This is a genomic window from Lapillicoccus sp. (genome assembly GCF_036559105.1).
GTDB lineage: Bacteria > Actinomycetota > Actinomycetes > Actinomycetales > Dermatophilaceae > Lapillicoccus.
In genome coordinates this window covers 1-26,694 of sequence record NZ_DATBTV010000020.1, presented here as the reverse complement: position 1 = coordinate 26,694, position 26,694 = coordinate 1, and the positions used below count along the sequence as shown (strand labels likewise).

The window sequence follows — 26,694 nt, the reverse complement described above, 5'->3', positions numbered from 1 at the left end:
GTGCCTCACCCCTTCACGGATCCGCCGACGACACTGGCGACGAGGTAGCGCTGCAGGAAGAGGTAGGCGACGAGCAGTGGCGCGGCGACGATGATGGTCGCGGAGGCCAGCAGACTCCATTGGCTGGTGTAAGTGCCCTTGAACGCGAACAGGCCCAGCGTGAGCGGGTACTTGCTCGCGTCGGGCAGCAGGATGGTCGCGAGGATGATGTCGTTCCACACGCCGATCGCCTGCAGGATGAAGACGGTCGCCAGCACCGGTCGGATGAGCGCGGGCAGGAACCGGAACAGGTACCTCGTGTAGGAGATCCCGTCGAGGGCCGCGGCCTCGTCGATCTCCTTGGGAACCGACTTGAGGTAGCCCGTGATCAGCAGCGGACCGACACCGACCCCCGACGCCATGATGAGCACGTAGCCGAGCCGGGTGTCGTAGAGGTTCATCCGCAGGGCCAGCTGGAAGACCGTCACGAGCGTGTTGGGTAGGAACAGCATCGCCGCGAACAGGCCGTTCCAGAGCCGGGTGTGCTTCAGGTAGCCCCGCGCGACCGGGAAGCCGACCATGAGCGACATCGCCGTCCCGAGCGCCGCCGCCACCAGGGTGTACAGGATCGAGTTGAGGAAGTATGCGGCGAAGTTGCCCTTGGACCAGGCGGTCCCGAAGTTGCTCAGCTCGGGCGCCGTGACCAGGCCGGTGGGGTTGCTGCCGAACTCAGCGTCGGACTTCAGCGCGGTGTTGACGAGGAACAGCAGCGGGTAGAGGTAGATCAGGACGACGACGACCAGCAGGGCGTAGAGCACGATCTTGCCGCGGACACGGTGGTTCTTGGCCGGTGGTGGATTCGGCCGGTCCGGCCGTGGGGTGGCCGCGGAGGGAGCGAGGGTGGGCCCGATGACACTCACAGCGACGTCTCCCGTCGCCGTAGGTAGCCCAGGAGGAACAGCGAGACGATCATCACGATGATGAACTGGACGATCGAGATGGCGGCCGCGTAGCCCTGCGACAGGGCGGCCCCGCCCTGGGCACCGCCGAACCCCTGCGTGAAGATCGCCAGCGACAGCACCTGGGTGGCGGGGTTGATCGGGCCGGTCAGGACGTAGATGAGCTGGTAGCTCTGCAGGGCGCCGATCACACTGAGCAGGGTGTTGGCCGTCACCGCGGGGGCCAGCAACGGCACGGTGACGTAGCGCAGGCGCTGCCAGCTTCCTGCGCCGTCGATCGACGCGACCTCGTAGAGCTCGGTCGGGATGGCCTGCAGGCCGGCGAGATAGATGACCACGGCGACGCCGACGCCCGACCACACCTGCACGGCGATGACGAGCGGCATGGCCAGCGACGGTGAGCCGAAGAAGGCCGACGAGCCACCGAACCAGCTCCACACGCTGGCCGCGGGACCACCCGTGGGGTTGAACACCAGGCTGAAAACCAGCCCGATGACCGTGACGCCGAGGATCGTCGGTAGGAACACGATCCCGCGAGCGATGTTGCGGCCGCGCAGCCGCTGGTTCAGCAGCACCGCGACGAACAGGGCGATCGCGTTCTGCAGCAGTGTGACCGAGATGGCGAAGACCAGCGTGTTCCACAGGGCGTGCAGGTTGTAGCCGAGCTGCGCCGAGCCGAAGAACGTCGCGTAGTTCTGGAGCCCGACGAAGTGCACCGGTAGGAACGGCAGGGACCGGATGTCGCTGAACGAGATCGCGAGGATCCCGATGGCGGGGACCAGCGAGAAGACGATGACCAGCGCGAGACCGAGAGCGAAGATGAGCTGTGCGGTCGAGCGCCGACCGAAGAGGAAGACGCTTCCTTTCACGTCGGCAGTCCGGTCACTTCGACAGTCCGGCAGCCCAGTCGTTCTGGGCGGCACCGGCGGCGGCGGCCGCGTCCTGCGACCCCATCGGGCTCACCCCGGCCCAGTTGAACGGGACGGATGCGGCGGGCCCGGCCTTGGTGTTGACGATCCAGATCGTGTCCCACGCCGGCTGGAACTGCGCGGTGGCGTCGGCGATCGACGTGTAGAAGTCGTTGCTCTTGGCGCCCGTGACCGACGGCGCGAAGCCGGCCTGGTCGTCGAACATCGCGTAGTTCTTGGTGAAGAAGTCCATCCAGCTCACCGCCGCCTGCGGGTTCTTGGCGTTGCTCGGGATGGCCAGGGACAGCTCGACCTTGCCGCCCAGCGCCTTGTTGTCCGCCGGGTTGTCGCTGGCGGGGAGCGGGAAGTAGCCGAAGTCGAGCGCCGACCCACCCGCCTTCTGCAGGGCCGTGACGTCCCACGTGCCGTCCGCGATCATCGCGGACTTGCCGTTGACGAAGTCGGCGGTCATGGTCGTGTAGTTAACGCCGGCAAAGTTGGGCTCGGCGTAGCCGTAGAGGGTCTGCAGCTTGGTGAGCACCTCGAGCTGCTTACCGTCGTTGAGCTTGACCGAACCGTCGTAGAGGCCCTTCGCGAGAGCGTCCTTGTCCGCCTTCGCCGGGTATACGGACTGCACGATGCCAAGGGTCGCCACGCCTGCCGTGTCCTTGCCGGCGAGGCCGATGGGAGTGACGTTCTTCGCCTTCAGGGCGTCACAGGCGGCGGTGAACTGCGCCCAGGTCGTCGGGACGTTGATCCCGTTGTCCTTGAAGATCTTCTTGTTGTACATCATCCCCGTGTAGTAGCTGAGCCCCGTCGGGACGCTGTAGCTCTTGCCCTTGTACTTCGTGGCGTCGAGGACGGTCTTGTCGAAGGCACTGAGGAACGGCTGACCGGTCAGGTCGAGGAACCCCCCGGCGTCGGCCAGCCGGGCGTCGTCCCCCTCGTTGCCGGGCGGGACGTAGCTCGGCAGCTCCCGTGGGAAGGCCACGACGATGTCGGCACTGCCCGCGGTCAGCCGTGACGAGCGGGCTTGGTTGTAGTCCTCGTTCGGGATCGGCGAGAAGGTCACCTGGACCCCTGGGTGCGCCGCCTGGAACGCCTTGTTGACCGCCTGGAAGCCCGCGTCGGACCCCGTGGCACTCGAGACGAGGATGTTGAGCGAGCCGCTCACGTCACCCCCGACCGAGGGGGCCGCGGCTCCACCGCCATCTCCGCTGGAGCAGGCGGCCAGTGTCGCGGTCACGGCCGCGATCGCTGCGATGGTCGATATTCGGGTCACGCGCAACTTCATCGTCGCCATCCTGTGCTCTCCCAATAACCGAAACGTTTTGGTAAATCGGAAACGTAGCACTGCCACGGGTCGTGGCGATAGGTGAGAGGACCGAAACGTTTCGGGTCAGCCGTGCGCCCGGCGCCTCGACACCGCTCGTTCCGCCGGCGGTGCCGCCAGCGACTCGCGGTAGAGCGGCACGGTGGCGGGCACGTCGACGTCGGCGAGCTGCTCTCCTCCGAGAATTCCCAGCAGGAGCCGGGCCGCCGCCTCACCCAGCGCCCGCGGCGAGGTGGCCACCGTCGTCAGCGCGGGCCGCACGTAGGCCCCGATCTCCAGGCCGTCGAACCCGGTCACCGACATCTGTCCCGGCACGTCGACACCGAGTGAGCTCGCCCTGGCGATGAACCCGATGGCCATGAGGTCGTTGGCGCAGACGACGGCGGTCGGCCACTCCCCGGGTCCCGCCAGGATGCGATCCGCGGCCCGGCTCCCGCTCTCCGTCGAGAAGTCCCCGTAGACCGGGGCCCCGGGCTTCAGCCCGGCCTCGGTGACCGCCGAGCGCCAGACCTCCACCCGCTGCCGGGTGTGGATGAGCCCACGGCGACCGGCGACGTGGGCGATCCGGCGGTGCCCCAGGTCGATCAGACGGTGCATGAGCTGTTCCAGTCCCGGGAGGTGGTCCTGTCGGACGGCGGGCACACCGCAGTTCGGCGCCGGGTTGACAGCGACGGCGGGCAGCTCGAGGTCCTGGAGCATCGGCACTCGAGCGTCGTTCTGCGCCATGTCGGTGAGGAAGGCCCCGTCGATCCGGTGGTCGAGGGCTAGCCGCCGGTAGCGCTCGATAGCGGCCGATCGGTTGTCGGCCAGCTGGAGCACCAGTGCGTAGCCCTTCCGGCTCAGGACCACCTCGACCCCAGCCAGGAACCCGGCGAAGAACGGGTCGGACTCGATCACGCTCGACGGACGCTCGATGACCAGACCGACGGCATACGCGCGCTTTCCGGACAGGCTTCGCCCGCGCAACGACGGCACCCAGCCCAGCTCACCGGCCACCGCGAGGATGCGGGCGCGGGTCGCGTCGGAGACTCCGGGTCGCTCGTTGAGCGCGGCGGACACCGACGCGATAGACACGCCGGCCTCGGCCGCTACGTCGAGGATCGTGACCCGTCGCCTCACCACAGGGTCATCATGGACCTCGACCCGCGCTCAGCGCTCGGAGCAGCAGGGCTTCGGCGACGGCGGTCCGGCGCAGCTCGTCCGGGCTGACACTCTCGTCGGGTGCGTGGATACGGCAGGCCGGTTCCTCCACCCCGATGAGCAGGATCTCCGCGTCGGGATGCGCCTCGGACAGCGTGACGCACAACGGGATCGCGCCGCCCTGGCCGGTCTGCACCATCGGCCGGCCGTACGCCTGCTCCATCGCGACGGCGAGTGCGGCGTATGCCGGGCCGTCGGTCCGTGCCGCGAACGGGCGCCCCAGGGTCTTGGGCTCGACCGTGATCCGGGCGTTCCAGGGCGCGGCGGCGGTGAGCTGTTCCACGAGCCGCTGCTGCGCGTCGGCCGCGTCGACGCCGGCGGGCACGCGAAGGTTCACCACGGCCCGGGCCTCCGCCTGCACCGACGCCGTCACGTCCTTGATGGCGGGTCCCTCGATGGCGAGGACCGTCGCCACCGGTCGCGCCCACAAGGCGTCCGCGACGGTCCCTCCGCCGATGACGTCCACCCCGTCGAGAACTCCCGCGTCCGAACGGAACCGCTCCACCGGGTAGGCGGCGCCCGTCCACTTCCCGTCGGTCGGCACCCCACCCACCGTGGTCGCACCGTCGTCGTCGCGCAGCGTGTCGAGAACCCGGATCAGCGCGGCCATCGCATCGGGCGCCGCACCTCCGAAGGCGCCGGAGTGCACGGGTCCGGAGAGGGTCCGCACCGTCACGAGGACGCTGCCGGTCCCCCGCAGGCTGGTCGTCACCGTCGGGACGCCCGCCTCAACGTTGCCGGTGTCCGCGACGACGATGACGTCGGCGGCGAAGAGGTCCGGCTGCGCGGCGACGAGCCGTTCCAGGCCACCGGTCGACATCTCCTCCGAGCCCTCGCACACGACGGTCAGGGACACCGGCCAGCCGCCCTCGACGTCGCGCAGCGCGCGAAGCGCGGTGAGGTGCATGACGAGGTTGCCCTTGCAGTCCGCCGCCCCCCGCGCATACCAGCGGCCGTCCCGTTCGGTGAGGGTCCACGGGTCGCTGGACCACGCGTCCTCGTCTCCCGCCGGCTGGACGTCGTAGTGCGCGTAGAGCAGGACTCGTGGCGCGCCGACCGGACCGACGGTCCGACCGAGGACGACGACGCTGCCGTCGTCGGCGTCGAGGAGCCGGATGTCGTCGAAGCCCAGGTCGCGGTAGAGGCCTTCGACCAGTTCTGCCGCCTCTCGACCCGCCGGGACGGGCACGCGCTCCTCCGACGCCACCGACGGGATCGCCACGAGCCGCTCGAGGTCCTCTCGAGCCTGCGCCATGAGCCGGTCGACCGCCGACGCCAAGGCGTCGGCGGTCATCCGACGATCTCGTCCACGTAGGTCGGGAGCATCTTCCACCAGGTGGGCCAGTCGTGGTCGTACTCCGGGCCCCAGTCGTCGACCCGGTTCGGGATCCCCTTCTCCCCCAACACGTTTCCGGCGGCCCACGACTCCCCCGTGTCCTCCCAGCGGCCGGAGCCGGAGGCCAGGACGACGAACCGCTGACGCAGCAGGTCGAGCTGCGGGCCCTCCATCCCCTTGACGAAGTGGACGGGAGACGAGAAGTAGAGGTCGTCGTTGAACCCACCGAGGAACTTCTCCATGTGGAACGTCCCGCTCATGCAGATCGCGGCGCGGAACAGCTGCGGGTAGCGGCACACCATGGCCAGCGCGTTGAAGGCACCGATCGACGACCCTGCGGCGACGATCTCGTGGCCACCGGTGTCGGCCTGGATGGCCGGGACCACCTCCGACGCGATCGCGTCGTGGTACTGGTTGAACAACCACATCCGGTGCTCCGGCGAGCCTTCGTGCGTCGCCAGAGCGCGGCCCGCGGTGCTGTCCACCGAGTAGACCTTCACCCGGCCCGCGTCGACCGCCTCGGCCAGGTGGCCGAGCAGGTGGTGTCGTTCGATCTCCTCCGCGTCACCACCCGCGGTCGGGAAGACCAGCAGGGGTGTCCCGTAGTGCCCCCACCGCGCCAGCGTCAGCTCGCGCTGGGTCCTCGGGGAGATCCAGCGTTCTACGACCTTGTCCACTCGGGTCAGCCTCTCTACTCGTAGACGAACTTCTGCTCGCCCGGGAAGATCCACGTCAGGGCGTCCCGCAACCGGTCGCGCCAGTTCTCCCAGTTGTGGCCGTCGCGGGCCTCGGCGTAGCGGACCTCCATGCCGGTGTCGCGGAACGTCGAGACCATCGAGCGGTTCGGGGTGATGAGCGGCTCGTAGATCCCGCACGTCTGGTAGATCCGGTCCGCGACCACCCGTGGCCGGGCGCGGTACCCGTTGACGAACTTCACGACCGGGTCGAACACCGGCCCACCGCCGTGCTCCGCGCCGATGTCGGTGAAGACGAACGACCCCGACTCCACCAGCAGCGACCCGAACACCGACGGGTAGCGCACCGCGGTCGAGAGCGATGCCACTCCCCCGAAGCTCGAACCCATCAGGCACCGCCCGTCAGGAAGGTCGATCAGCGGCAGCTCCTCGGTGAGGTAGGGCACCAGCTCCCGTGCGACGAAGCGCGCATGAGGGGCGTAGTTCGCATACTCGACGAGCCGGTTCCCCGGCGGGATGAAGGCTGCCACGAGGGGTGCGACCTCACCGCGGTGGATGAGGTTGTCCAGGACGGTCTTGGCGGCGGCGTAGTTCAGGTAGTCGTCGCCGTCGTGGACGATGAGCAGCGGGTAGCGCCGGACCTCGCGGAACCGAGCGGGCCGGTAGAGCCGGATCCACTGCTCACGGCGAAGGGCCTTGCTGCGCAACGAGATCGAGTCGATCGTACCGGGACGAGCCTCGGGGTCGGGCAGAGTCCATGACGGTACGACGTAGCCCGAGGCGGCCGCCACCGACTGCGAGCCGAACGGACCGTGGGCCAGACGGGGGTTGAGCGGGTCGTTGAGGTACTGCTCACGCACCCCCCCGCGGACGACCTCGAACTGGTACTCCACCCGCGACATCTCGGGCAGCTCGATCGTCGCGTGCCACAGGTCGGTGTCGGGGAGGCGGCGCAGGTGAAGGGGATCCGGCAGCCCGACGACCCGGTGACGGACCATCACCTCCTCGGCGTCGCCGCGCCAGAGGAAGGTGGCGAACCGGCCCTCGATGATCGGGGCGGTGTGGCGTTGGAGGAACCGGTCGACGGCGCCCGTGTCCGATGTCGCGAGCCGGTCGCGCAACCGGTTGATCGCCAGCTTGCGCTGGTGCCCGCTCGTCGGGGCCGTGGTGGTGGGCGACGTCATGCGCCGGCCTCGACCACGCCGACCGTCCCGTCGGCACGGATCACTCTCGCGCCGGGCGGAAGCGCCCCGTCCGGCCCCACCGCGACCTTCGCCCCGTCGTCGAGGAGCAGGCACGCCGACCGCTCGAACCGCCGGACGAAGACCTGCATCCGGATGCGGTCGTCGAGGTGGATCCGGCGGCGGGCGTGGGGCAGTGCGACGACGTTCTCGACCCGGGCGAGCCCGCGGTCCCAGACCTCGGCGGCGCCGTTCGCCTGCACGAAGTCGTTGAACAGCACCACGGTTCGCGTCATGGCCATCGCTCCGGCAGACCACGCGACGACCGGCAGCTCGGCCGGTGGCCGGACCGAGAAGAACTGCATGGTGCGCAGCAGCATGCCGACGTGTCCGCCGGCGACGGCGAGGACGGAGGAGCCGGCCAGCAGGCGGCCGACCTCCGCCCGGTGCTCGGCCCAGAGCTCGCTGCCGCCCGCCGCGCCGGTCGCGTACGCCTCGCTGTAGAGCGCACGGACCTCGTCGAGGTACCACTGGTCGAGCCGCTGGACCGCGCCGACCCCGTCGGCGTAGGCCGCCGCGATCACGTCCGCCCGACCCTTCCGGCGGCGCACCGCGTAGACGGCGTCAAGCGCGTGGTGGAGGCGTACCGAGTAGGTGCCGGCGAGGTCGTCGACCGCGTCCCGCAGCGTGAGGGCCGCGGCGGCCACGGCCTCGTCATGTTCGAGGACGTCCATCATGCGGCCGAACAGGCGCAGGTTCTGGGACCGGCCGTCCATGACGGCGTCGAGCTCGCCGTCGTCGGACTCGCGCTCCTCCCACCCGGCGGTGATGGTCGCGACGGGTCCCTCGACGTCAAGGCTGCGCACGACGGCCCCGGCGGTCGTGAGGAACCGCTGGGGGCCGAGCAGGTGGGTCGAGCTCATCCGTCCACGTCCATGCGGGTCAGCCCGCATGGACGTGCACGGTGCGTCCCGTGTCGTCCAGCATCCCGTGGAGGACGTCGTAGTCGGGGTGCTTCATCCGGACGTAGGCGTTGGCCATGTAGCCGGCCTCGACCGGCTGGGTCGGGGTGCCGGGGTCGGGCAGGTGCGCGTCGATGATCCACTCGTTGTAGCGGTCGCGGATGTCGTCCAGCCCGCTGTACCCCTGGATCGTGCCGTCCCCGGACGGGCGGAGCGCGATGATCCCGGCGGAGTACTGGCGGGACAGGGCGCGGTCCGGGCCGCCGTGGACGATGCCGTTGGCCCACTCGCGGTAGACGTCGACGTCGTTGGCCGCGGAGTAGAGGTCCCACGCGCCCACACCGGGCGGGCGGCACCCGATCTCGGAGAACCGCAGCCCCTTCGGTCCGTAGAACCACTCCATGTGGGTCGCCGACGTCTCGATGCCGAGCGCCTCGATCACCCGAGCGCCCATCTCGCGCACTTCGCCGTAGAACGAGGACTGGTCGATCCGGTTCGAGGTGATGAACTGCGGCGAGATCCAGCGGTGCCGCATCGCCTCGAGGACGTTCGGGTAGTAGTGGGTCGCCCAGTCGTGGACGACGTGGCCGTTGACGGCGATGGTGTCGTAGAACCCCTCGTGGCCCTCAACGAACTCCTCGACGGCGATGGAGTCGGCGTCACCGAACGAGACGAGCGCGGCGTCGAGCTCGGCGTCGTTGTCGACGCGGGTCGTGCCCAGCGCACCGGCCCCGGCCCGCGGCTTGAGGATCAGCGGGTAGCCGACGTGACGGGCGAACTCGCCGGCCTGGTCGGCGGTGTCGACGGCAGCGGACGCCGCCGTCGGGACCCCCGCCTGGCGCAGGGCCTCCTTCATCGACGGCTTGTCGCGGCAGAGCCAGGTCGTACGGACCGAGGTGCCGGGTATGCCGCGCCACTCGCGGACCCTCGCGGCGGTCATCTGGTGCGACTCGATGGTCGACTCGAGCCGGTCCACCCACACCTGGTCCTGAGCCCAGCGGACGGCGGCGTCGAGCTGCTGCTCGTCGGTCACGTTGGAGACCTGGTAGTACGCCCGCATCTGGCCGCGCAGCTCGTCGCCGAGGTCCCCCTCGGGAGACTCGCCGACCCCGATGACGCCGGCTCCCACACCCGCCAGTGCCGCGACGAAGCGGCGCTGGTTGTTCGGGAAGGCCGGCTCGACGAAGACGATGTTCACGCTCGGGAGCCTAGTGGCGCCTCATCCTCCAGGTGACGCCCACCAGAACACGTCGAGCTGCGACACGTCGTGGCCCCGGTACCCCCGAGGCCCCCATCAGTCGTCGACCTGCGGATTCTCGTGGCCGGAGAGGCTGTGGATGACGTCGGCCCCTACGGTGGCTGGTCGGCCAGTCTGAGGGGATGACCTCCAGCGGCCCGCTCCTCACCCGAGCGATGGCGTTGGCCGGCGGGATCAGCGACTGGCAGCTGCGCGGCCCCTCGTACGAGCGACTCTTCCACGGCGTCAATGCCCCCTCGGACCTGCCGATCAGCGCCGCACTCATGGCGCCCGCGGCGGGTTGTTGGCCGCACCAGCAGGCTCTCTCGCGGCACGGCATACCGCCGCCGAGCTCTGGCGCGGCATCGTTCCCGACCAGCCCGACGTCCACCTCGCCATCCCGCCGGGCGCGCGGATGCAGGTGGCCGGTGTCGACGCCCGGGCATGGGCCGGCACATCGTCCAGCCGCCGGGCCGGGATCCGCCTCACTACCCCGGCCGACACGTTCGTCGACCTCGCCGCCGACCTGACCCTGGTGGATCTGGTCGTCCTCGGTGACTTGCTCGTTCGGCGGGGGCTGTTGGCGCCGCGTGACCTGACCGCCGCGGCCGAGCTGGCACACGGCCAAGGGGTGCGTGCGGCTCGGCGAGCGGCACGCCTGGTCCGGCTCGGCGTCGACTCGGCGATGGAGACCCGGCTACGGCTGCTGCTGGGCCTGGCCGGGTTACCGGAGCCCGTTGTCAACCTCGTCATCCGCGACGACGTCGGCACCTGGCTGTTCCGCCTCGACCATGCCTACCCCGAGGTCAAGGTCGCGATCGAGTACGACGGTCGCCAGCATGCCGAGAGCCGGACGCAGTGGGCCAAGGACGTCGGTCGGCGCGAGTGGTTCGACGGTGATGGCTGGCGGATCGTCTACGTGCTCTCGGGTGACCTCTACCAACGCCCGGACCTGACCCTCGACCACGTGGTCGGTGTGCTCCAGGCAAAGGGCATTCGCACTCGGGTCCGCGGGGTGGAGTGGCAGCGGCACTTCCCGGTACGCCGGGGCGCCTGACCTCCGGACGAGAATCGTCGCCGAGATGCGGATGTTCGCGGTGTGCAGGGCGTGCGAGGGCTCGGAACGGCGTCGAGATGCCACTTATCGAGGGCCGAGCCGGGCCGCAACTCTGTTGCCCGGCCTCGGGCTACCCAGGACACTCGTCTCCCGTGAGAGCGTGGCTGTCGCGAACGCGGATGGATGTGACGCCGTACCGGCAGTCGCGCGACTTCCGGCTGCTGTTCCTCGCCGGCACCGTCTTCTACCTCGGCGGGATGGTCACCTACGTCGCCGTCCCGTATCAGCTCTACGACATCACGGGTTCGAACTTCGTCGTCGGCGCGGTCGGCCTCGTGGAGCTGGTCCCGCTCATCGTCTTCGGCCTCTGGGGCGGCGCGCTGGCCGACCACATGGACCGGCGGACCCTGTTGGTGTGGACCGGCGTCGCACAGGTGGTGTTCACCGGCGTCCTCGTCGTCAACGCCTTCCTTTCCGAGCCGCAGGTATGGGTCATCTTCGTCGTCGCGGGCCTCCTGTCCGCCGCTCAGTCGCTGCAGCGTCCGTCGCGCGAGGCCTTGATCCCCCGCACCGTCGCCCACGACCAGCTCCCGGCGGCGGTCGCGCTGTCCACGGCGGGGGTCCAGGTCGGCATGCTGGCCGGGCCCGCGGTCGGCGGCGTGCTGCTGCACGCGGTCGGCACCGGCTGGTGCTTCCTGGTCGACGTCGTCGGCATCGCGATCGCGACCTCGCTCTTCTTCCGGATGCGCGCGTACCCACCGGTGGAGGATGCCGCCCCGCCCAGCCTGCGCGGGATCGGCGAAGGCCTGACGTATGCGGTCGGCCGCCGGGACTTGCTCGGCACCTACCTCATCGACATCGTCGCGATGTTCATGGCGATGCCCACCGTGCTCTTCCCCGCCTTCGCGCAGGACGTGCTGCAGCGACCGGAGATGCTCGGACTGCTCTACTCCGCAGGTACCGTCGGTGCGCTCATCGCGTCGCTCACCTCCGGATGGACGGGACGCATGCACCATCACGGCCGCGCGGTGGTGCTCGCTGCGATGGCCTGGGGCGCGTCGGTCGCGGTCGCCGGCCTGCTCTACAACCCCTGGCTGGTCCTGCTGTGCTTCACCGTCGCCGGTGCCATGGACAACATCAGTGGCATCTTCCGCAGCATCATCTGGCACCAGACCATCCCGGACTCGATGCGTGGCCGGCTGGCCGGAATCGAGATGCTGTCGTACTCGATCGGCCCCATCGGTGGGGAGATCCGGTCAGGCCTGGTCGCCGACCGGTTCGGCGTCCGGCAGGCCATCACCACTGGTGGGATCCTCTGCGTCCTCGGAGTCGCCGCCACCTCGCTGTGGCTACGGGGCTTCTGGACCTACGACGACCGCACCGACCAGTACGCCGTGCACGAACGGAAGGTCAGAGCCGAACGGGCCGAGCTGGAGGGCTGACCCGCATACGCCTCAATCTCCGGTGTCAGGGCTGGTAGGGCGGGGCCACACCCCAACCCCAGCGTGGCACGGGTGCCTCGGTGACGACCTCGGCGCCGGGCTGGGAGTTGTGCAGGGCCAGGCGGGTCGCCCACTCGAGGTACCCGACGAGCGCGGCCCGGAACTCCGGGTCGTCCGGGAGTCCGGCGTCGTCAGCGGCGAGGCTCATCAGTGAGGCGAACCGGAACCGCTGCTCCACCGTGATGCCGAGGCCACGATGGTGGTCGAGCATCCGCTGGTAGCCACCGAGCGGTGTGTAGTCGGCCGGACCACCGAAGACCTCCACCCACCACAGGACCACGTGGGCGCGGTGCTCCTGGGACACGCCGCCCGGGAACAGGGGGCTCAGCAGGTCGTCGACCTCCACGCGGTCGTAGAACGCCGCGATCAGCCGCCGGAACGCGTCCGTACCGCCGGCCCACGCATACAGGCTCGGCGGCTCGTCCTCAGTCGTCGGCGTCACCCGAGGACGACGCGCCGGAGTTCCACCGGCGCTCCTCCTCGTCCCACTTCTCCGTGCGCTCGTGGGCGGACTGCAGCGCCCGCGCCGCCTCCGCCTCGCTCTCGTAGGGGCCCATGACGTCCTGCGCCTGACCTCGGTTGTCGTCGGTCTCGACCTGACCGGTCGCCGTGTTGTACCAGTAGCTCACGGGTGCTCACCTGCTCTCGCTCGGCTGGGACGCGGCCTCTCGGACGCCGTGCTTAGACTCCAGCGTATGCCGGTTACCTTCGCAACCGTCGCGCCGCACGACGTCTCGCCGCGCCGGCCGGTGCCCAGTGCCATCGCCCGGCCCGAGTACGTCGACCGGCCCCGCCCGGAGCCGTTCACCGGGTCGGAGGTCAAGGACGCCGACACCATCGCCCGGATGCGGGTAGCGAGCCGGATCGCCGCCCAGGCCATGGAGGCCGCCGCCGCCGCCATCGCACCGGGCGTCACCACCGACGAGATCGACGCGGTGGGTCACGAGTTCCTCCTCGACCATGGCGCCTACCCGTCGACCCTCGGCTACAAGGCGTTCCCGAAGTCGCTGTGCACCTCCGTCAACGAGGTCATCTGCCACGGCATCCCCGACTCCCGTCGCCTCGAGGACGGCGACATCGTCAACATCGACATCACCGCATTCATCGGCGGAGTCCACGGCGACACCGACGCGACCTACCTGGTCGGCGCCGTCGACGAGGAGTCCCGGCTTCTCGTCGAACGCACCCGTGAGGCGATGATGCGGGGCATCCGCGCCGCCCTGCCGGGCCGTCCGATCAACGTCATCGGACGGGTCATCGAGTCGTATGCGCGCCGCTTCGGCTACGGGGTGGTCCGCGACTTCACCGGGCACGGGATCGGGACGAGCTTCCACAGTGGCCTGGTGATTCCCCACTACGACGCGGCCCCCGCATACGGACGCCTCATCGAACCCGGCATGACCTTCACCATCGAGCCGATGCTCAACCTCGGCACCGCGGACTGGCAGATGTGGGACGACCGCTGGACGGTCGTGACCGCCGACCGGAGGCGGTCGGCGCAGTTCGAGCACACGATCCTCATCACCGAGGACGGGAACGAGATCCTCACTCTGCCGTGAGGGTGGGTTGACCTGCCAGACTGCACCTCACCGACCAATCTCAGCGACCGATCTCACCGACGAGCAGGCGAAGGCGGAACCATGGCGAAGCACCATGTGGCCCTGGGAATCGACATCGGCGGCAGCGGGATCAAGGGCGCCGTCGTCGATCTCGGCAAGGGCGAGTTCACGACGAAGCGCAAGAAGATCCTCACCCCGAAGCCGGCGACACCCGAGGCGGTCATCGAGGTCGTCGCCCAGCTCATCGACCACTTCGCCGACAAGATCGACGACAAGACGGCGGTCGGCATCACGGTCCCGGCGGTCGTCCAGCACGGCGTCGTCCTGTCGGCCGCCAACATCGACCCGACGTGGATCGAGTTCGAGGGCGAGAAGGCCCTCGAGAAGCGGCTCGGCCGGGACGTCCACCTCGTCAACGACGCCGACGCCGCCGGCTACGCCGAGCTGCACTACGGCGCGGCCATGGACGAGAACGGTCTGGTCATCCTCACGACGTTGGGGACCGGAATCGGCAGCGCGATCCTCTACCGCAACGTCCTGGTGCCCAACAGCGAGCTCGGCCACCTCGAGATCGACGGCAAGGACGCCGAGGACGAGGCGGCGTCGTCGGTGAAGGACACCCTGGGCCTCACCTACGAGGAGTACGTGCCGCGGCTGCAGCGCTACTACTCGGTGGTCGAGGCACTCTTCTCGCCCGACCTGTTCGTCGTCGGCGGCGGCATCTCCAAGGACGCCGACCAGTTCCTGCCGAAGCTCAAGCTGCGGACGCCGATCATCCCGGCCACCCTCGAGAACCGAGCCGGCATCATCGGGGCCGCCCGCCTCGCCCACGAGGAGCGCGGCCGGCACGACTGATCGGCGCATCGTCGACTCGTCAACCAGAGGCCTCGACTTCTGCCCGGACGTCTGCCCAGAATGACGGGATGACCCCGACTCAGGAAACTCCCAGGAAGTCCCTGTCCCGGCGCGCGCTCCTCGGTATCGCCGCCGGCACCGCCCTGCTCCCGGTCGCCATGTCGGGAGGCACGGCCCAGGCACGTCGTCGGGTCGGGCCGGCTCCCGAGACCGTCGCGCTCCCCGACGGGTTCCGGCCCGAGGGCATCTCCTCGGGCCCCGGCACGACCTACTACGCCGGTTCGATGGCCAACGGCCGCATCGTCACCGGAGATCTCCTCGGCGGTCCGCAGTCGGTGCTCCTCCCGCCGGCCGACGGTCGGGCGGTTCGCGGCCTGTACTACGACGAGCGGAGCAACCTCCTCTGGTTCGTCGGCAACGTGTCGACGGTGCAGTGGGTCTGGGCGATCAACGCCACCAAGGGCGCCCTGGTCTTCGGGCAGTCCGCCCCCGGAGGGGGCTTCCACAACGACCTCGTCCTCACGGACTCCTACGTCTACGTCACCGACTCGAGTGTCGACCGGCTGGTCCGGGTACCTCTCAACCCCGCCACCGGGCAGCCCACCGGCGCCCTCAGCTTCCTCGCGCTCGGTGGCGCATGGCCGGTGGGCCTGGCGGGAACCACCAACGCCAACGGTATTCGCGAGCTACCGGACGGCTCGCTCGTCCTCAACAACAGCCGCGTCGGGGGCCTGTGGCAGGTCGACTCGGCCACGGGGGCGGCTCGGGCCATCCCGGTCAAGGGCGGTCCTGGCCTCATCGGCGGCGACGGCCTGGAGATCGACGGGACCACGCTGTACGACGTGCGGGGCAGCGACCAGAGCTCGGTCGCCGTCCTCGTTCTCTCGCGGTCCGGAAGCGGGTGGACTGCGAAGTGGGCCGGCGCCCGCAGCGACGAGACGCTGGACGTCCCCTCGACCGCCACCCTCGCGGGTGGCTGGCTCTGGGTGGTCAACGCCCGGTTCGGCAACCCGTCGCCGTTGACCATCCCCTACTGGATCACCCGGCTTCCGGCGAAGTAGCGCCCTCAGTCGACGGTGATGTCGGCGGCGCCGCCTCCCGTGAGGTTGTGCACGATGAGGTCGTCGCCGCCGTAGCCCTCGACGTGTCCGAGGTAGAGCCGGCGACCCGCCTCCGACAGCAGCGCGTCGTGGATGGGCACGATCTGCCGGGGCGCCACCCGCCGGACGAAGGCGATCGTCTCGGCCACCCGCGCCCACGGTGCGTTGAGCGGTACGGCGAGCACGTCCACGTCACCCGGTTTCCCGTCGTAGGCGTCGCCGGGGTGGTAGAGCGTCGGCTCGCCGTCGGCCTGCAGGACCACACCCACGTTGGTGCACCGCGGTACGGCGTCGTGGTTCACCGCGTGGAGCTGCCCGACGCCCCGGATCGTCGCGGCCCCGAGGCGGTGCCCCTCGCCGTCGGCGAGCACGACCACGTCCGAGCTCGTCCCGTCGAGCAGCTCCGCAGAGTCGGGGTCGGCGAAGACCGGGGCCTGCCGGTTGAAGGCCAGCAGGGCCGGAAACCGTTCCTCGTCGAGGTGGTCGGCGTGCTGGTGGGTGACGACCACGGCGTCGAGGTCGCGCAGCGACTCGAACCCCGTCGAGAACGACCCCGGGTCGACGAGGATGCGAGTGTCGGCGAGCTCCACGAGCAGGCAGGCGTGGCCGAGATGAGTGACGCGCATGGCGCCAAGGTACCGACCCGGAGCCCGGCTCGGCCCGGGTGCCCACGCACACCATCGCGGGCATACGCTCTGAAACGCGGCCGGTGGCCGCGGCCCGGCACTGCCGGACCAGGTGTGGCCGCCCACCCTTCGGGGTATGCCGGACATCGACGCTCACAACGGTGTGGCGTCCTGACGAGGGAGGAGTCTCATGAGCGACAACCCACTGGACCCGAGCACCGAAGGACCGGCGGACGGCGGAGCCAACCCCGGCGGGCATGACGGCGGGGCCGACGGCGGCGCGGACAGCGGTGCCGAGGGCACGGCCGACGGCGGAGCCAACACCGGCGGCCACGACGGCGGAGCCGACGGCTCGGCCGATGGCGGTGCCGACGGTGGCGCCGACCGTGGCGCGGACGGCGGAGCCGACAGCGGTGCCGGCGTCTAGGTGACCGTCTCCACGAGGACACGGGTGCCCGCCCTCACGGGCGGGCACCTCGCCCTCCGGCGCCTGATTTCCGTTCCCGTCGACGAGTTCGGTTCGCAGTACTGGGGATCCCACCCGTTGTTGAGCCACGCGGCGGAGCTGCCGAAAGGGTTCGACGACCTGTTCTCCAACGACGCCGTCGACGAGCTCGTCTCGCGTCGCGGACTCCGCACCCCGTTCCTTCGGGTGGCCAAGGACGGATCGACCCTGCCGGACAGCGCCTTCACGGCCGGCGGCGGGACCGGCGCCGGCATCGCCGACCAGGCGAGCGACGACAAGCTGCTGCGGCTGTTCGCCGACGGCGCGACCCTCGTGCTCCAGGGCCTGCACCGCACGTGGGAGCCGGTCCTCGTCTTCACCCAGGACCTGGCCGCCGACCTCGGTCACCCGGTGCAGGTCAACGCGTACGTGACCCCGGCCCAGAACACCGGCTTCAGCGACCACTACGACGTCCACGACGTGTTCGTCCTCCAGGTGGCCGGAGAGAAGCGCTGGCGGATCCACGAACCCGTTCACCCAAGCCCGCTGCGCGACCAGCCGTGGACCGACCGGCGCACCGCGGTCGAGGAGGCCGCCGGGCGTCCAGCGCTGCTCGACGAGACGCTGCGACCGGGCGACTGTCTCTACCTCCCCCGCGGCTACCTCCACGCCGCCAAGGCCCTCGGCGACGTCAGCACCCACCTCACCATCGGGGTCCATCCCTGGACGCGCCGGCACCTGGCCGACGAGCTGGTCGGCCGCGCGGTCGTCGCCGCGAGCGAGGATGAGCGGGTACGCGCGTCCCTCGGTCTCGGGGTCGACCTCGCCGATCCGGCCGCCTGGGAAGGCGATGTCGACATCGTGCGCGAGGCGCTCGTCCGCGCTCTGCGCGACGTGGCGGCCGAGACCCTCGCCGACGCCCTCGGCCTCAAGTGGGGTCGCGCGCAGCGGGCCGCTCCGGTGAGTCCGGTGGCGACGGTCCGCGCCGCGGCCGCCCTGGACGGCTCGGAACGGCTGCTCCTCCGCCGGCACCTCGAAGCCCGTGTCGACGGCGAGAGGGTGCACAGTCGGGCCGGTGAGCTGTTGGTGGACTCGACCGAACAGGACTCGGTTGCGGCCCTCGTCACGACCGGCTCGGCCTCCGTCTCGGAACTCGGCATCGACCTCGCGCGTCGTCTGCTGCTCGGCGGCGTCGTGACCCTCGAGGGCGCGTTGCCGGGCGTCGCAGCCGACGAGCTGTCCCACCCGTGAACCAGCGTCGCCTCCCCGATGGCGGGCGACGCTTCGTCGTTTCTCTCGCCCTCCTTGCCGGCGCGCTCGTCGGCGTCTCGGGCTGCAACGGCCCGGGTGCGGACCAGGCGGCCCAGGTGGCCCAGTCGTTCGCGCAGCTCGCGGGCACGGACACAGCACAGGCATGTGGCCTGTTGGCGCCCGGAACCCACGACGAGGTCGAGAAGGCGGCCAAGAAGGGGTGCGCCGAAGCGCTCGGTGACGACGACCTGCCCGACGCGTCCGCTGTCGACACCGTGGAGGTCTTCGGCCACGACGCGATCGTCCGGTTCGGCAACGACACCATCTTCCTGGCCCGTTTCCCCGAGGGCTGGCGGGTCACGGCCGCCGGGTGCCAGCCGGGACCGAGCGACCAGAAGCCCTACGACTGCAACGTGTCGGGAGGCTGACGTGAGAGGGGTATTCGTGACCTACCTGGTCTTCATCGTCGGTGGACTGGCCTACCTCTTCACCATCGGGTTCCTCCAGCGATGACCGCTCGACAGGCGCTGCGGCAGAGCAGTCTCAGCTGGTTCTTCGGGCTCATCCTGCTGCTCACCCTCATCGGTCAGGCGTTCACCGGCGTCGCCGAGTACAACTCACAGGTCGTCATCGACGACCTGCCGCAGATGGGCATCGGCGAGTACGTCACCTCGTCACAGTTCGCCGTCGACGTCGCGGAGAACTGGCAGTCCGAGTACCTCCAGTTCTTCCTCTACATCGTCCTGACCGTCTGGCTGGTCCAGCGGGGCTCGCCGGAGTCCAAGCCGGTCGAGGACGCGGGCGGCGAGGATGATGAGAAGCAGAAGCTGGGCCGGCACGCGAGCCAGGGCTCGCCCGCGTGGGCCAAGGCCGGCGGCTGGCGGACGACCCTCTACTCCAACTCCCTCGGCCTCGCCATGGGACTGTTCTTCCTCGGCTCGTGGGGGGCGCAGCTGGTCGCCGGCACGAGCGCGTACAACAGCGAGCGGTTGCAGAACCTGCTCGCTCCGATCTCGATGCCCCAGTACTTCGCCTCGGCTAACTTCTGGAACCGCACACTGCAGAACTGGCAGTCGGAGTTCCTCGCGGTCGGGAGCATGGTCGTGCTCAGCATCTACCTTCGGCAGCGTGGGTCGCCCGAGTCGAAGCCCGTAGGGTCGCCGCACACCGCGACCGGGGTCGAAGGCTGAGTCGGGTTGGCGACCGGTCGGGTTCGCGTGGGAATCTCCGGGTGGACCTACGCCAGCTGGCGTGGCGACTTCTACCCCACCGGACTGCCGCGCACCCGTGAGCTCGCCTACTCCGCAGACCGGATGTCCTCGGTCGAGGTGAACGGTTCGTTCTACTCGCTGCAGCGACCCACCTCGTACGCGCGCTGGCGGGACTCGACGCCGGACGACTTCGTGTTCGCCGTCAAAGGCAGCCGGTTCATCACCCACATGAAGCAGCTCGCGGACGTCGACGTGGCCTTGGCCAACTTCTGGGCATCCGGTGTGCTGGCGCTCGGACACAAGCTGGGACCCGTCCTCTGGCAGCTCCCCGCCCGGACCCGCTTCGACGCACCGCGACTGGCGAACTTCTTCGACCGGCTCCCGCGCTCGACGTCGGAAGCGGCGGGCCTGGCCCGCGGTCACGACGAGAAGGTGCCGGAGAACCGGGCCCTGGTCGAGGCGGTGGACGAGCGCACGATCCAGCACGTCCTCGAGGCCAGACACGCTAGCTTCGCCACCGAGGAAGCAGCCGACCTGTTGCGCGCCAACGATATCGGGACCGTCTGGGCGGATGCGGCCGGCAAGTTCCCCGTCATCGACGCAGACACCAGCGGAGTGCGGTACGTCCGCCTGCATGGGCACACCGAGCTGTATGCGAGTGGCTACAGCTCTCGGTCACTGGACCAGTGGGCTGACCGCTGTCGGACCTGGGCGGAGGCCGGACGCGACGTCTACGTCTACTTCGACAACGACATGCGCGGGCGTGCGCCCTGGGACGCGGTCGGCCTGCTCCGCCGGCTCGGCTCCTAGATCCGCGCCAGCGTGGCCGGATCCTCCTCCCCGCCGAAGTAGTGGTCGAGGACCGCGGTGAAGCGCCGCCGCGTCCCTTCGTCGTCGGCGGCGTGGGCGAACAGCGTCATCGACGAGCGGAGCTTCACCGCATCGATGCCACCGAGCACCTCGACCGCGTCGGTGGCCTCGAGACCGGCCAGGACGTCGGCGCAGTCGACGAGGCGAGGTCCGAGCACCGGGTGGGCGAGGTAGGCCCGCGCCTCGTCGAGGCCTCGAACGCCGTAGTGGACCGCGGTCGGGCTCTGCCCGAGCCCGGCGACCTGCGGCAGCACGAACCACATCCAGTGCGACGTCTTGCGACCGCGGCGCAGCTCAGCGAGCGCCGTCGCATACGTGCCGCCGGAGTCCTGCGCCTCGACGAACCGCACCAGGTCGGGGAAGCCGCTCTCGCTCATCCGCCCATGGTGTCGCGAGGCTGGCGCGAACGCCTCCCGGGCCGGCTGCCATGCTGCAGGACGTGTGGATCGGATGGCTCGAGCTGGACCTGCTCCTCGGCGACGTCCACTCCCTCAAGGAGAAGCGGTCCGTCGTCCGGCCGATCGTCGCCGAGCTGCAGCGTCGCTTCGCGGTCTCGGCGGCCGAGGTCGGCGACCAGGACGTGCACCGTCGCGCCACGGTGGGTGTCGTCCTGGTTGCCGCCGACCGCCACCACGTGGTCGAGGTGCTGGACGCCGCCGAGCGCCTGGTGGCGCAGCGACCGGAAGCCGATCTGCTCAGCGCCCGTCGCGGTCTGCAGACCAGCGACGACTGACGCGCGGCCTAGCGAGCGCGGGCGGCCTTGAGCACCTGCTTGGGGATCTTCTTGTCGAGCTGGTACTTCCGCTTGGTCTCCCGTTCGGCGTAGCCCTCGCGCTCGAGCCGCATGCAGGTGACCGGGCACTTCGTGCAGCGGGGCTTGTCCTTGCAGCACGTGTTCTTGACGGTCACCGTGGGCACGCGCCGAGTGTAGGTAAGGCTTACCTATCCTCCAAATCGGCCCACCGTGTGGACGCTGGGCAATTGGTGCTTGCCGCCTTCTCCCCCAGCCGGAAGACTCCGCGCCATGAGTCCCGAGGGCGAGCCGGCCGACCGGATGCGGCAACGGCTGGCCATTCTGTCCGCCCGGGAGCGTCGCCAGGCGCTGTTCAGGACCGCGTTCCGCTCGGTCGTGGCGTTCGCCGTGATCCTCGGGATCTACTTCCTGCTGCCGGTCGGCGACTGGGGCGGCGACGGGTGGAGCGCGTTCCGGCTCGTGCTCGGCGTGCTGATCTTCGCGGCGATCCTCGCGTGGCAGGTCTGGCGGATCCTGCAGTCCCCCCTGCCCGCCCTGCAGGCGATCGAGGCGCTGATCGTCGCCATCCCGACCTTCATCGTCGTGTACGCCAGCACCTATGTCGGCATCTCGGCCGCCTCCCCCGGGAGCTTCAGCCAGGCCCTCGACAAGCCAGCGTCCTTGTACTTCACGGTGGTCACGCTGGGGACCGTCGGGTACGGCGACATCGCGCCGGTGAGCGTCGGCGCCCGGATGGCCGTCAGCTCGCAAATCATGCTCGGTCTCGTGCTCATCTCCGTCATCATCCGGCTGCTGGCGGGAGCGGCGCGCCGGTCGCTGGACCGGAATGCCGACCCCCCGGCGGTGGGCTGACGCGCGGACTCGCGCTCCGGCGAATCCGTACGGCCGCCCGCGGGCACTCACTGCGCGGCGTGAGTCGGCCAATCACCTGATTGGGGTGACGCCCGGCCAACGTGCAGTTCCGAGGATCGGGGAACTGGAGTGGGTGGGCCAGTTGTGCCTGGGTGCAGTCGGCTCGGGTCGACGGGCCGCCATGTGTCGATCTAGACCGAGTCTGACCAGACACCGGTCCTACCGGATTCGTCAAATAGCGCATTCGTGGCGCGTAGGAGCCCTCGCCGCCCGAAAGTGTCTGACCGACGACGATTCGGTCCTCAGGGTGACTTCGGCACACGAGTCAGGTTCAGTTCCGCACGGCGGTGCAGGAGTGCACGCTCGCTCTCATTTCTGGTGTGCATGGCCGCCTCGGTGAACGCGCTGGCCGCCTGCGCGTGTAGCCCGGCTTGTTCGAGGAGGTCGCCGCGCACACTCGAGGCCAGCGGCGAGCTGCCGAGCGCACCGGTGCTCACCTTGTCCAGTACGGCGAGCCCGGCATCCGGCCCGAACGCCCGCCCGTGTGCGACCGCCCGGTTCACCTCGACGACCGGTCCGGGCGCGGCGTCGGCGAGGACGTCGTACAGCACGGCGATCCGGTGCCAGCTCGTGTCGTCGGCACGCTCTGCACGGGCGTGCTCGGCGGCGATCAGGGCCTGCAAGAAGTACTTACCAACCGGCTTCCCGCGCGCGGCGAGCAGCTCTGCTCGCTGCAGGGCGGCCACCGCGCGTCGGATCAACAACTGGTCCCACCGCGTCCGGTCCTGCGCCTCCAGCAAGACCGGCGCACCGTGCTCATCCAGCCGGGCGGCAATCCGTGAGCCTTGGAACTCAAGCAGCGCCTGCAGTCCGAGTACCTCGGGCTCGTCGGGAACGACTGCGGCCAGCATCCGCGCGAGTCGCATCGCCTCGTTGGCCAGATCAGGGCGCATCCAGTCCGCGCCGGCGGTGGCGGTGTATCCCTCGTTGAAGATCAGGTAGATCACGGCCATGACGTCGTCGAGACGCCTGGTCCGCTCAGGCCCCGTGGGCAGATCGAACTCGGCGTGAGCTGCTGACAGCGTCTTCTTGGCTCGCGCGATGCGCTGACCCATGGAGGCTTCGGAGGCCATGAACCCGCGTGCGATCTCGGCGGTGGTGAGTCCGCCGACGAGACGTAGCGTGAGGGCGGCCCGGGACTCAGCTGTCAGGGCGGGGTGGCAGGAGAGGAAGATGAGCCGTAGAACGTCGTCCTCGATGTAGTCGACCTGGGCGTCAAGGTCGGCCATCGCCTTCTCCTCTCCACCTCGGGCATGGTCGAGTTCAGCGAGCTTGCTGCGGAGGTTGTCCGCCCTCCGGAAGTGGTCGATGCCGCGCCGCTTCGCGATGGTCATCAGCCACGCGATCGGGTTCTGCGGGACCCCGGTCGTCGGCCACTGCTGCAGCGCAGCCACGAGGGCGTCCTGGGCCAGGTCCTCAGCGAGTTCCAGATCCCGAGTCATCCGTACGAGGGCGCCGACGAGGCGGGCCGACTCGGCCCGCCACGCCGCGACGATGGCCTCGTTCGAGTCATCCGCACGGGTCTCTGCCGGCACGCTGCCAGCGTAGTAAGTCCTCGTCAGTCGCCGGGGGCCTCTGGGCCGGTGGAGATCTGGCGGAGGGTCGAGATCACCGTGACCTCCGGCCAGTACTTCGCGTGGAGCTCAGCGAACTCCCGCTGATCGGCGACGGCATCCTCGAGGCTCTCGTACTGCAGGATGGACCAGCCGCCGACGACCTCCTTGGCCTCGGCGTACGGTCCGTCGACCCGGCTGACCTCGCCCTGGCGGACGACGAAGTTCACGGCGTCCTCAGTTCCGTACAGACCGCCCCCGTCGAGGAACACACCCTTGGCCGCCCGTTCCCCGATGTGAGCGTCCATCGCATCGAACAGCGCCTGGGGCGGCGTGCCGACCCCCTCTTCCATCCTGACGAACCCCATGAAACGTGGCATCTCGATCACTCCCTATGGTTGACGGCGACCTGCTTCGTGCACGTACGTCGAACAGTCGCCAGGCTCTTCGACATCGACCCGCGAAGAATTTTTCAGACGTGCCTCCACTCCCGCACACCACCACGATGTCAAGGGCGACGTCTTGGACATACGGTGCCAGGAACCTCCCATGCATGAGGGCCTCGGAAGCACTCCCGAAGGTGCGCGGTCGGCTGGCTTCAGATGTCGAGCCGCGTTCCCATGACGATGGTTCGCTGCGCGGGCAGCCCGAAGCGGACCGACGGGTCGGCCGCATTGCGGGCCAACCCGATGAACAGAAGCGTGCGCCACTTCGACATCCCGGCCCCCGGGGCGTAGCGGAGGGTGGCGCGGGAGACGAAGTAGGACGCCTGGTCCGGGTCGAAGTCCAGCTCCGAACCTTCCTGACGGGTCGCTTGGCGGACGCCCTCGGGGATGTCGATGCTGTCGGCGAACCCGTACTTGAGCAGCAGGTGGACGATCCCGTCGTGGGCGTAACCCAGGTCGTCGACGATGACCTGTTCGTCGGCCGGCACGTGGGGAACGTTCTGGGTGATGGCGGACACGATCACCACATGGCGGTGCAGCACCTCGTTGTGCTGGACGTTGGCCCGCAACGCCAGCGGGGTGGTCTGCTTGGTCGGGTGCGGGAAGATGGCGGTGCCCGGAACGCGGGTGAGGGGGTTCTCGTGCAGGTGCTCGACGAAGTCCTCGAGCGGTCCCTCCTCCCGGTTGCGCTTCTCGGTGATGATGGTCCGTCCCTTCTGCCAGGTCGTCATCACCGTGAACATCACCGCGGCGATCAGCAGGGGAAGCCAGCCACCGTGGAACACCTTGGTGAGGTTCGCCGCCAGGAACGTCGCCTCGATCCCGCCGAACACCACCCCCGCGAGGACGAGTCGCCAGGTCGGCCACCCGAAGAGCGTCCTGGCCACGACCAGCAGGAGCAGGGTGTCGATCAACAGGGCTCCGGTCACCGATACCCCGTATGCGGTCGCCAACCGCTGCGACGACTGGAAGGTCAGCATCAGCACCAGCACGGCGACGAACATCGCCGCGTTGACGACGGGTAGGTAGATCTGGCCCATCTGGCGCTCGGAGGTCTGCCGGACAGACAGCGGCGGAAGGAACCCCAGCTGCATGGCCTGGCGAGACATCGAGAAGGCTCCGGAGATGACCGCCTGTGAGGCGATCACCGTGGCGGCGGTGGCCAGGACGACGAGGGGAAGACGGGCCCACTCCGGGACGAGCAGGAAGAACGGACTACTGATCGCCGTGGGGTCGGCAAGGATCAGGCCGCCCTGTCCGAGATAGTTCAGCGTCAGGGCCGGGAAGGCGACCGCGAACCAGGCTCGGCTGATCGCCGGCCGACCGAAGTGGCCCATGTCCGCGTACAGCGCCTCGGCACCCGTGATGGACAAGACGATCGCCCCGAGGGCGATGAACGCGATGCCCGGGTGGGAGACGACGAAGGCGGCCCCGTAGGTCGGCAGCAGCGACCGGACGATGCCCGGCTGCCGCAGCACCTCGGCGAGCCCGGCCAGCGCGAGAACCACGAACCACAGCAGCATGATCGGCCCGAACAAGGAACCCACCCGTGCCGTCCCCCACCGTTGGGCCAGGAACAGCAGCGTCAGGATCGTCGCCGCGATGGGCAGCACGAGGTGGGTCACTCCCAAGCCGGTGACACCGAGGCCCTCGACCGCAGAGAGCACCGAGATCGCGGGGGTGATGACCGAGTCGCCGTAGAACAAAGACGCGCCCAGCACCCCGAGCGCGGACACCACCGCCAGCCGCCGGCCACGGACGCTGTGCATCGTGCGCCGGGCCAGCGCCGCGAGCGCCATCACACCGCCCTCCCCGTCGTTGTCCGCGCGCATCACCACCAGGACGTACTTGACCGACACGATGACGGTCACCGACCAGAACACCAGCGAGATCACGCCGTAGACGTCGTCAGGTGTCGCCTTGACCTCGCCCTGGTCCACCGAGAAGACGGTCTGCAGTGCGTACAGCGGGCTGGTCCCGATGTCGCCGAAGACGATGCCGAGTGCGCCGAGAACCATCAGCGACGTGGCCTTCGGCCGGCGCCGGACGCTCCCGGTCGGCTCGAGCGAGCCGAGCTTGTCATCCGCCGGGCCGCGCGACGGCCGCGCCGTCACCAGCACCCGCTTTGTCCGACCCACGCGTTCACAGCCCCAGGCTGTCACCCCAACACAGGGCCGGCACGTTCTTGACCACCACCGCCACCGAGATCAGTGTCTGGGGCTGCGGAGTCACCCGTTCACGATCATCGAACCGACACGGCCCGTTCGGCTGGCGCAGCCGCCCATCGAGTGACGCCCAGTACCGCCCGCTCCGAGTTCCGGCCCGCAACGGCGGCAAGCGGGCCCAGGTCACGCGCCCTGCAGGCGGTTCAGAAACCGGCCGTCTTCGGCTAGTTCTCCCACAATCGCCTCGCCACAACCCGAAACGGACTCCAGAAGCCCCTCTCGCACGGTGACGCACGTTCTTGCCGAGCGTCGGATGGTCTTCTCGAACGCCACAACTGTCAGCGTCGTCAGTTGTCGTGGGCGTTCTCGCGGCGGCTTCAGGGGGTCAGCGCAACACCTGGCTTGGTCGAGGGGTGTTGTGTTGTGGGTCGTTCAGGTCGTACCGCGATTTCTGTGCAGGTTCGTCGCCGGTTCTGGGCTGCGGTCCGGGAGGGGATGTTGACCGATGACGCGGCGCGTGCGGTCGGCGTGTCGGAGGGGACCGGACGGAGCTGGTTCCGCAGGGTGGGTGGGGTGGTCCCAGCGTTGACGCCGCCGT

29 protein-coding genes are annotated in these 26,694 nt (G+C 69.6%); 12 read left to right on the top strand and 17 right to left on the bottom strand.

Annotated features, from left to right (window positions below; all coding sequences use genetic code 11):
• Window positions 1-5: 5 nt before the first annotated feature.
• From VIG79_RS02645 to VIG79_RS02605, 9 genes are all read right to left on the bottom strand, one after another.
• The gene (locus VIG79_RS02645) at window positions 6-899 is read right to left on the bottom strand and encodes a carbohydrate ABC transporter permease (protein ID WP_331881796.1); all 894 of its coding nucleotides are present in this window, start codon (window positions 897-899) and stop codon (window positions 6-8) included.
• Window positions 896-1,807: a sugar ABC transporter permease gene (locus tag VIG79_RS02640; RefSeq protein ID WP_331881793.1), complete on the bottom strand. Its 912-nt coding sequence runs from the start codon at window positions 1,805-1,807 to the stop codon at window positions 896-898. Before VIG79_RS02640 ends, VIG79_RS02645 begins: the two co-directional genes overlap by 4 nt.
• Window positions 1,808-1,820: 13 nt before the next feature.
• Entirely contained in the window at window positions 1,821-3,140 is a 1,320-nt protein-coding gene (locus VIG79_RS02635) for an ABC transporter substrate-binding protein (RefSeq protein WP_331881790.1), read from the bottom strand.
• Between the two features lie 105 nt (window positions 3,141-3,245).
• Window positions 3,246-4,301: a LacI family DNA-binding transcriptional regulator gene (locus VIG79_RS02630; RefSeq protein ID WP_331881787.1), complete on the bottom strand. Its 1,056-nt coding sequence runs from the start codon at window positions 4,299-4,301 to the stop codon at window positions 3,246-3,248.
• 7 nt (window positions 4,302-4,308) lie between these two features.
• Complete coding sequence (locus VIG79_RS02625; protein WP_331881784.1) at window positions 4,309-5,673, bottom strand: dipeptidase; 1,365 nt, start codon at window positions 5,671-5,673, stop codon at window positions 4,309-4,311.
• On the bottom strand, window positions 5,670-6,392 hold the full coding sequence (locus VIG79_RS02620) for an esterase family protein (protein ID WP_331881781.1): 723 nt from the start codon (window positions 6,390-6,392) through the stop codon (window positions 5,670-5,672). The genes VIG79_RS02625 and VIG79_RS02620 overlap by 4 nt, the downstream gene beginning before the upstream one ends.
• A 14-nt stretch (window positions 6,393-6,406) precedes the next feature.
• Entirely contained in the window at window positions 6,407-7,594 is a 1,188-nt protein-coding gene (locus tag VIG79_RS02615; protein WP_331881778.1) for an alpha/beta hydrolase, read from the bottom strand.
• Window positions 7,591-8,514, bottom strand: coding sequence for a hypothetical protein (locus tag VIG79_RS02610; RefSeq protein ID WP_331881775.1), 924 nt, complete (start codon window positions 8,512-8,514; stop codon window positions 7,591-7,593). The genes VIG79_RS02615 and VIG79_RS02610 overlap by 4 nt, the downstream gene beginning before the upstream one ends.
• A gap of 19 nt (window positions 8,515-8,533) precedes the next feature.
• Window positions 8,534-9,751 carry an ATP-grasp domain-containing protein gene (locus VIG79_RS02605; RefSeq protein WP_331881772.1) on the bottom strand — a complete coding sequence of 406 codons (1,218 nt, stop codon included), beginning with the start codon at window positions 9,749-9,751 and terminating at the stop codon, window positions 8,534-8,536.
• Window positions 9,752-10,094: 343 nt separating this feature from the next.
• Between VIG79_RS02605 and VIG79_RS02600 the strand changes: the two genes are divergently transcribed.
• Together VIG79_RS02600 and VIG79_RS02595 are read left to right on the top strand one after the other, a co-directional pair.
• The gene (locus VIG79_RS02600) at window positions 10,095-10,847 is read left to right on the top strand and encodes a hypothetical protein (protein ID WP_331881769.1); all 753 of its coding nucleotides are present in this window, start codon (window positions 10,095-10,097) and stop codon (window positions 10,845-10,847) included.
• Between the two features lie 179 nt (window positions 10,848-11,026).
• Complete coding sequence (locus tag VIG79_RS02595; protein ID WP_331881766.1) at window positions 11,027-12,289, top strand: MFS transporter; 1,263 nt, start codon at window positions 11,027-11,029, stop codon at window positions 12,287-12,289.
• Window positions 12,290-12,314: 25 nt separating this feature from the next.
• On the opposite strand, the gene VIG79_RS02590 is transcribed toward VIG79_RS02595, so the two are convergent.
• Window positions 12,315-12,791 carry a group II truncated hemoglobin gene (locus VIG79_RS02590; protein WP_331881763.1) on the bottom strand — a complete coding sequence of 159 codons (477 nt, stop codon included), beginning with the start codon at window positions 12,789-12,791 and terminating at the stop codon, window positions 12,315-12,317.
• Window positions 12,775-12,978 (bottom strand): methionine aminopeptidase, encoded by a 204-nt coding sequence (locus tag VIG79_RS02585; RefSeq protein ID WP_331881760.1) that lies wholly within the window; start codon window positions 12,976-12,978, stop codon window positions 12,775-12,777. Before VIG79_RS02585 ends, VIG79_RS02590 begins: the two co-directional genes overlap by 17 nt.
• A gap of 66 nt (window positions 12,979-13,044) precedes the next feature.
• Here VIG79_RS02585 and map point away from each other — a divergent pair, with 66 nt between their 5' ends.
• From map to VIG79_RS02570, 3 genes are all read left to right on the top strand, one after another.
• Window positions 13,045-13,908: a type I methionyl aminopeptidase gene (gene map, locus VIG79_RS02580; RefSeq protein ID WP_331881757.1), complete on the top strand. Its 864-nt coding sequence runs from the start codon at window positions 13,045-13,047 to the stop codon at window positions 13,906-13,908.
• Window positions 13,909-13,989: 81 nt separating this feature from the next.
• Window positions 13,990-14,763 carry a polyphosphate--glucose phosphotransferase gene (gene ppgK / locus VIG79_RS02575; RefSeq protein ID WP_331881754.1) on the top strand — a complete coding sequence of 258 codons (774 nt, stop codon included), beginning with the start codon at window positions 13,990-13,992 and terminating at the stop codon, window positions 14,761-14,763.
• A gap of 68 nt (window positions 14,764-14,831) precedes the next feature.
• Window positions 14,832-15,824, top strand: a complete 993-nt coding sequence (locus VIG79_RS02570; protein WP_331881751.1) for a hypothetical protein — start codon at window positions 14,832-14,834, stop codon at window positions 15,822-15,824.
• A gap of 5 nt (window positions 15,825-15,829) precedes the next feature.
• Here the strand turns inward: VIG79_RS02570 and VIG79_RS02565 are convergent, their stop codons facing one another.
• A complete protein-coding gene (locus VIG79_RS02565) occupies window positions 15,830-16,489 on the bottom strand; it encodes an MBL fold metallo-hydrolase (protein WP_331881748.1) in 660 nt (219 codons plus the stop codon).
• A 190-nt stretch (window positions 16,490-16,679) separates the two neighbouring features.
• On the opposite strand from VIG79_RS02565, the gene VIG79_RS02560 reads away from it, so the two are divergent.
• From VIG79_RS02560 to VIG79_RS02540, 5 genes are all read left to right on the top strand, one after another.
• A complete protein-coding gene (locus VIG79_RS02560) occupies window positions 16,680-16,916 on the top strand; it encodes a BatC protein (protein ID WP_331881744.1) in 237 nt (78 codons plus the stop codon).
• Window positions 16,917-18,185 (top strand): cupin domain-containing protein, encoded by a 1,269-nt coding sequence (locus tag VIG79_RS02555; protein WP_414672565.1) that lies wholly within the window; start codon window positions 16,917-16,919, stop codon window positions 18,183-18,185.
• Window positions 18,182-18,613: a hypothetical protein gene (locus tag VIG79_RS02550; protein ID WP_331881738.1), complete on the top strand. Its 432-nt coding sequence runs from the start codon at window positions 18,182-18,184 to the stop codon at window positions 18,611-18,613. The genes VIG79_RS02555 and VIG79_RS02550 overlap by 4 nt, the downstream gene beginning before the upstream one ends.
• 81 nt (window positions 18,614-18,694) lie before the next feature.
• Window positions 18,695-19,375, top strand: a complete 681-nt coding sequence (locus VIG79_RS02545) for a DUF6766 family protein (protein ID WP_331881735.1) — start codon at window positions 18,695-18,697, stop codon at window positions 19,373-19,375.
• Window positions 19,376-19,402: 27 nt separating this feature from the next.
• Window positions 19,403-20,206, top strand: coding sequence for a DUF72 domain-containing protein (locus VIG79_RS02540; protein ID WP_331881732.1), 804 nt, complete (start codon window positions 19,403-19,405; stop codon window positions 20,204-20,206).
• On the opposite strand, the gene VIG79_RS02535 is transcribed toward VIG79_RS02540, so the two are convergent.
• Complete coding sequence (locus tag VIG79_RS02535; protein WP_331881729.1) at window positions 20,203-20,643, bottom strand: DUF1810 domain-containing protein; 441 nt, start codon at window positions 20,641-20,643, stop codon at window positions 20,203-20,205. The genes VIG79_RS02540 and VIG79_RS02535 overlap by 4 nt on opposite strands.
• Window positions 20,644-20,705: 62 nt before the next feature.
• Here VIG79_RS02535 and VIG79_RS02530 point away from each other — a divergent pair, with 62 nt between their 5' ends.
• Window positions 20,706-20,999 (top strand): DUF503 domain-containing protein, encoded by a 294-nt coding sequence (locus VIG79_RS02530; RefSeq protein WP_331881726.1) that lies wholly within the window; start codon window positions 20,706-20,708, stop codon window positions 20,997-20,999.
• An 8-nt stretch (window positions 21,000-21,007) separates the two neighbouring features.
• On the opposite strand, the gene VIG79_RS02525 is transcribed toward VIG79_RS02530, so the two are convergent.
• On the bottom strand, window positions 21,008-21,184 hold the full coding sequence (locus VIG79_RS02525; RefSeq protein WP_331881723.1) for a hypothetical protein: 177 nt from the start codon (window positions 21,182-21,184) through the stop codon (window positions 21,008-21,010).
• A gap of 106 nt (window positions 21,185-21,290) precedes the next feature.
• Here VIG79_RS02525 and VIG79_RS02520 point away from each other — a divergent pair, with 106 nt between their 5' ends.
• Entirely contained in the window at window positions 21,291-21,872 is a 582-nt protein-coding gene (locus VIG79_RS02520) for a potassium channel family protein (RefSeq protein WP_331881720.1), read from the top strand.
• Between the two features lie 302 nt (window positions 21,873-22,174).
• On the opposite strand, the gene VIG79_RS02515 is transcribed toward VIG79_RS02520, so the two are convergent.
• The 3 genes from VIG79_RS02515 to VIG79_RS02505 form a co-directional block, all read right to left on the bottom strand.
• Entirely contained in the window at window positions 22,175-23,467 is a 1,293-nt protein-coding gene (locus VIG79_RS02515) for an RNA polymerase sigma factor (RefSeq protein ID WP_331881717.1), read from the bottom strand.
• Window positions 23,468-23,490: 23 nt separating this feature from the next.
• The gene (locus VIG79_RS02510) at window positions 23,491-23,838 is read right to left on the bottom strand and encodes a YciI family protein (RefSeq protein ID WP_331881715.1); all 348 of its coding nucleotides are present in this window, start codon (window positions 23,836-23,838) and stop codon (window positions 23,491-23,493) included.
• Window positions 23,839-24,083: 245 nt separating this feature from the next.
• Complete coding sequence (locus VIG79_RS02505) at window positions 24,084-26,045, bottom strand: potassium transporter Kup (RefSeq protein ID WP_331881712.1); 1,962 nt, start codon at window positions 26,043-26,045, stop codon at window positions 24,084-24,086.
• Window positions 26,046-26,694 lie beyond the last annotated feature (649 nt).

What these genes read in the sequence shown, in the direction of transcription:
- VIG79_RS02635 (WP_331881790.1), bottom strand. Translation starts at nt 3,140, where the DNA reads ATGAAGTTGCGCGTGACCCGAATATCGACCATCGCAGCGATCGCGGCC.
- VIG79_RS02625 (WP_331881784.1), bottom strand. Translation starts at nt 5,673, where the DNA reads ATGACCGCCGACGCCTTGGCGTCGGCGGTCGACCGGCTCATGGCGCAG.
- VIG79_RS02615 (WP_331881778.1), bottom strand. Translation starts at nt 7,594, where the DNA reads ATGACGTCGCCCACCACCACGGCCCCGACGAGCGGGCACCAGCGCAAG.
- VIG79_RS02610 (WP_331881775.1), bottom strand. Translation starts at nt 8,514, where the DNA reads ATGAGCTCGACCCACCTGCTCGGCCCCCAGCGGTTCCTCACGACCGCC.
- VIG79_RS02595 (WP_331881766.1), top strand. Translation starts at nt 11,027, where the DNA reads ATGGATGTGACGCCGTACCGGCAGTCGCGCGACTTCCGGCTGCTGTTC.
- map (WP_331881757.1), top strand. Translation starts at nt 13,045, where the DNA reads ATGCCGGTTACCTTCGCAACCGTCGCGCCGCACGACGTCTCGCCGCGC.
- ppgK (WP_331881754.1), top strand. Translation starts at nt 13,990, where the DNA reads ATGGCGAAGCACCATGTGGCCCTGGGAATCGACATCGGCGGCAGCGGG.
- VIG79_RS02570 (WP_331881751.1), top strand. Translation starts at nt 14,832, where the DNA reads ATGACCCCGACTCAGGAAACTCCCAGGAAGTCCCTGTCCCGGCGCGCG.
- VIG79_RS02565 (WP_331881748.1), bottom strand. Translation starts at nt 16,489, where the DNA reads ATGCGCGTCACTCATCTCGGCCACGCCTGCCTGCTCGTGGAGCTCGCC.
- VIG79_RS02560 (WP_331881744.1), top strand. Translation starts at nt 16,680, where the DNA reads ATGAGCGACAACCCACTGGACCCGAGCACCGAAGGACCGGCGGACGGC.
- VIG79_RS02545 (WP_331881735.1), top strand. Translation starts at nt 18,695, where the DNA reads ATGACCGCTCGACAGGCGCTGCGGCAGAGCAGTCTCAGCTGGTTCTTC.
- VIG79_RS02535 (WP_331881729.1), bottom strand. Translation starts at nt 20,643, where the DNA reads ATGAGCGAGAGCGGCTTCCCCGACCTGGTGCGGTTCGTCGAGGCGCAG.
- VIG79_RS02520 (WP_331881720.1), top strand. Translation starts at nt 21,291, where the DNA reads ATGAGTCCCGAGGGCGAGCCGGCCGACCGGATGCGGCAACGGCTGGCC.
- VIG79_RS02510 (WP_331881715.1), bottom strand. Translation starts at nt 23,838, where the DNA reads ATGGAAGAGGGGGTCGGCACGCCGCCCCAGGCGCTGTTCGATGCGATG.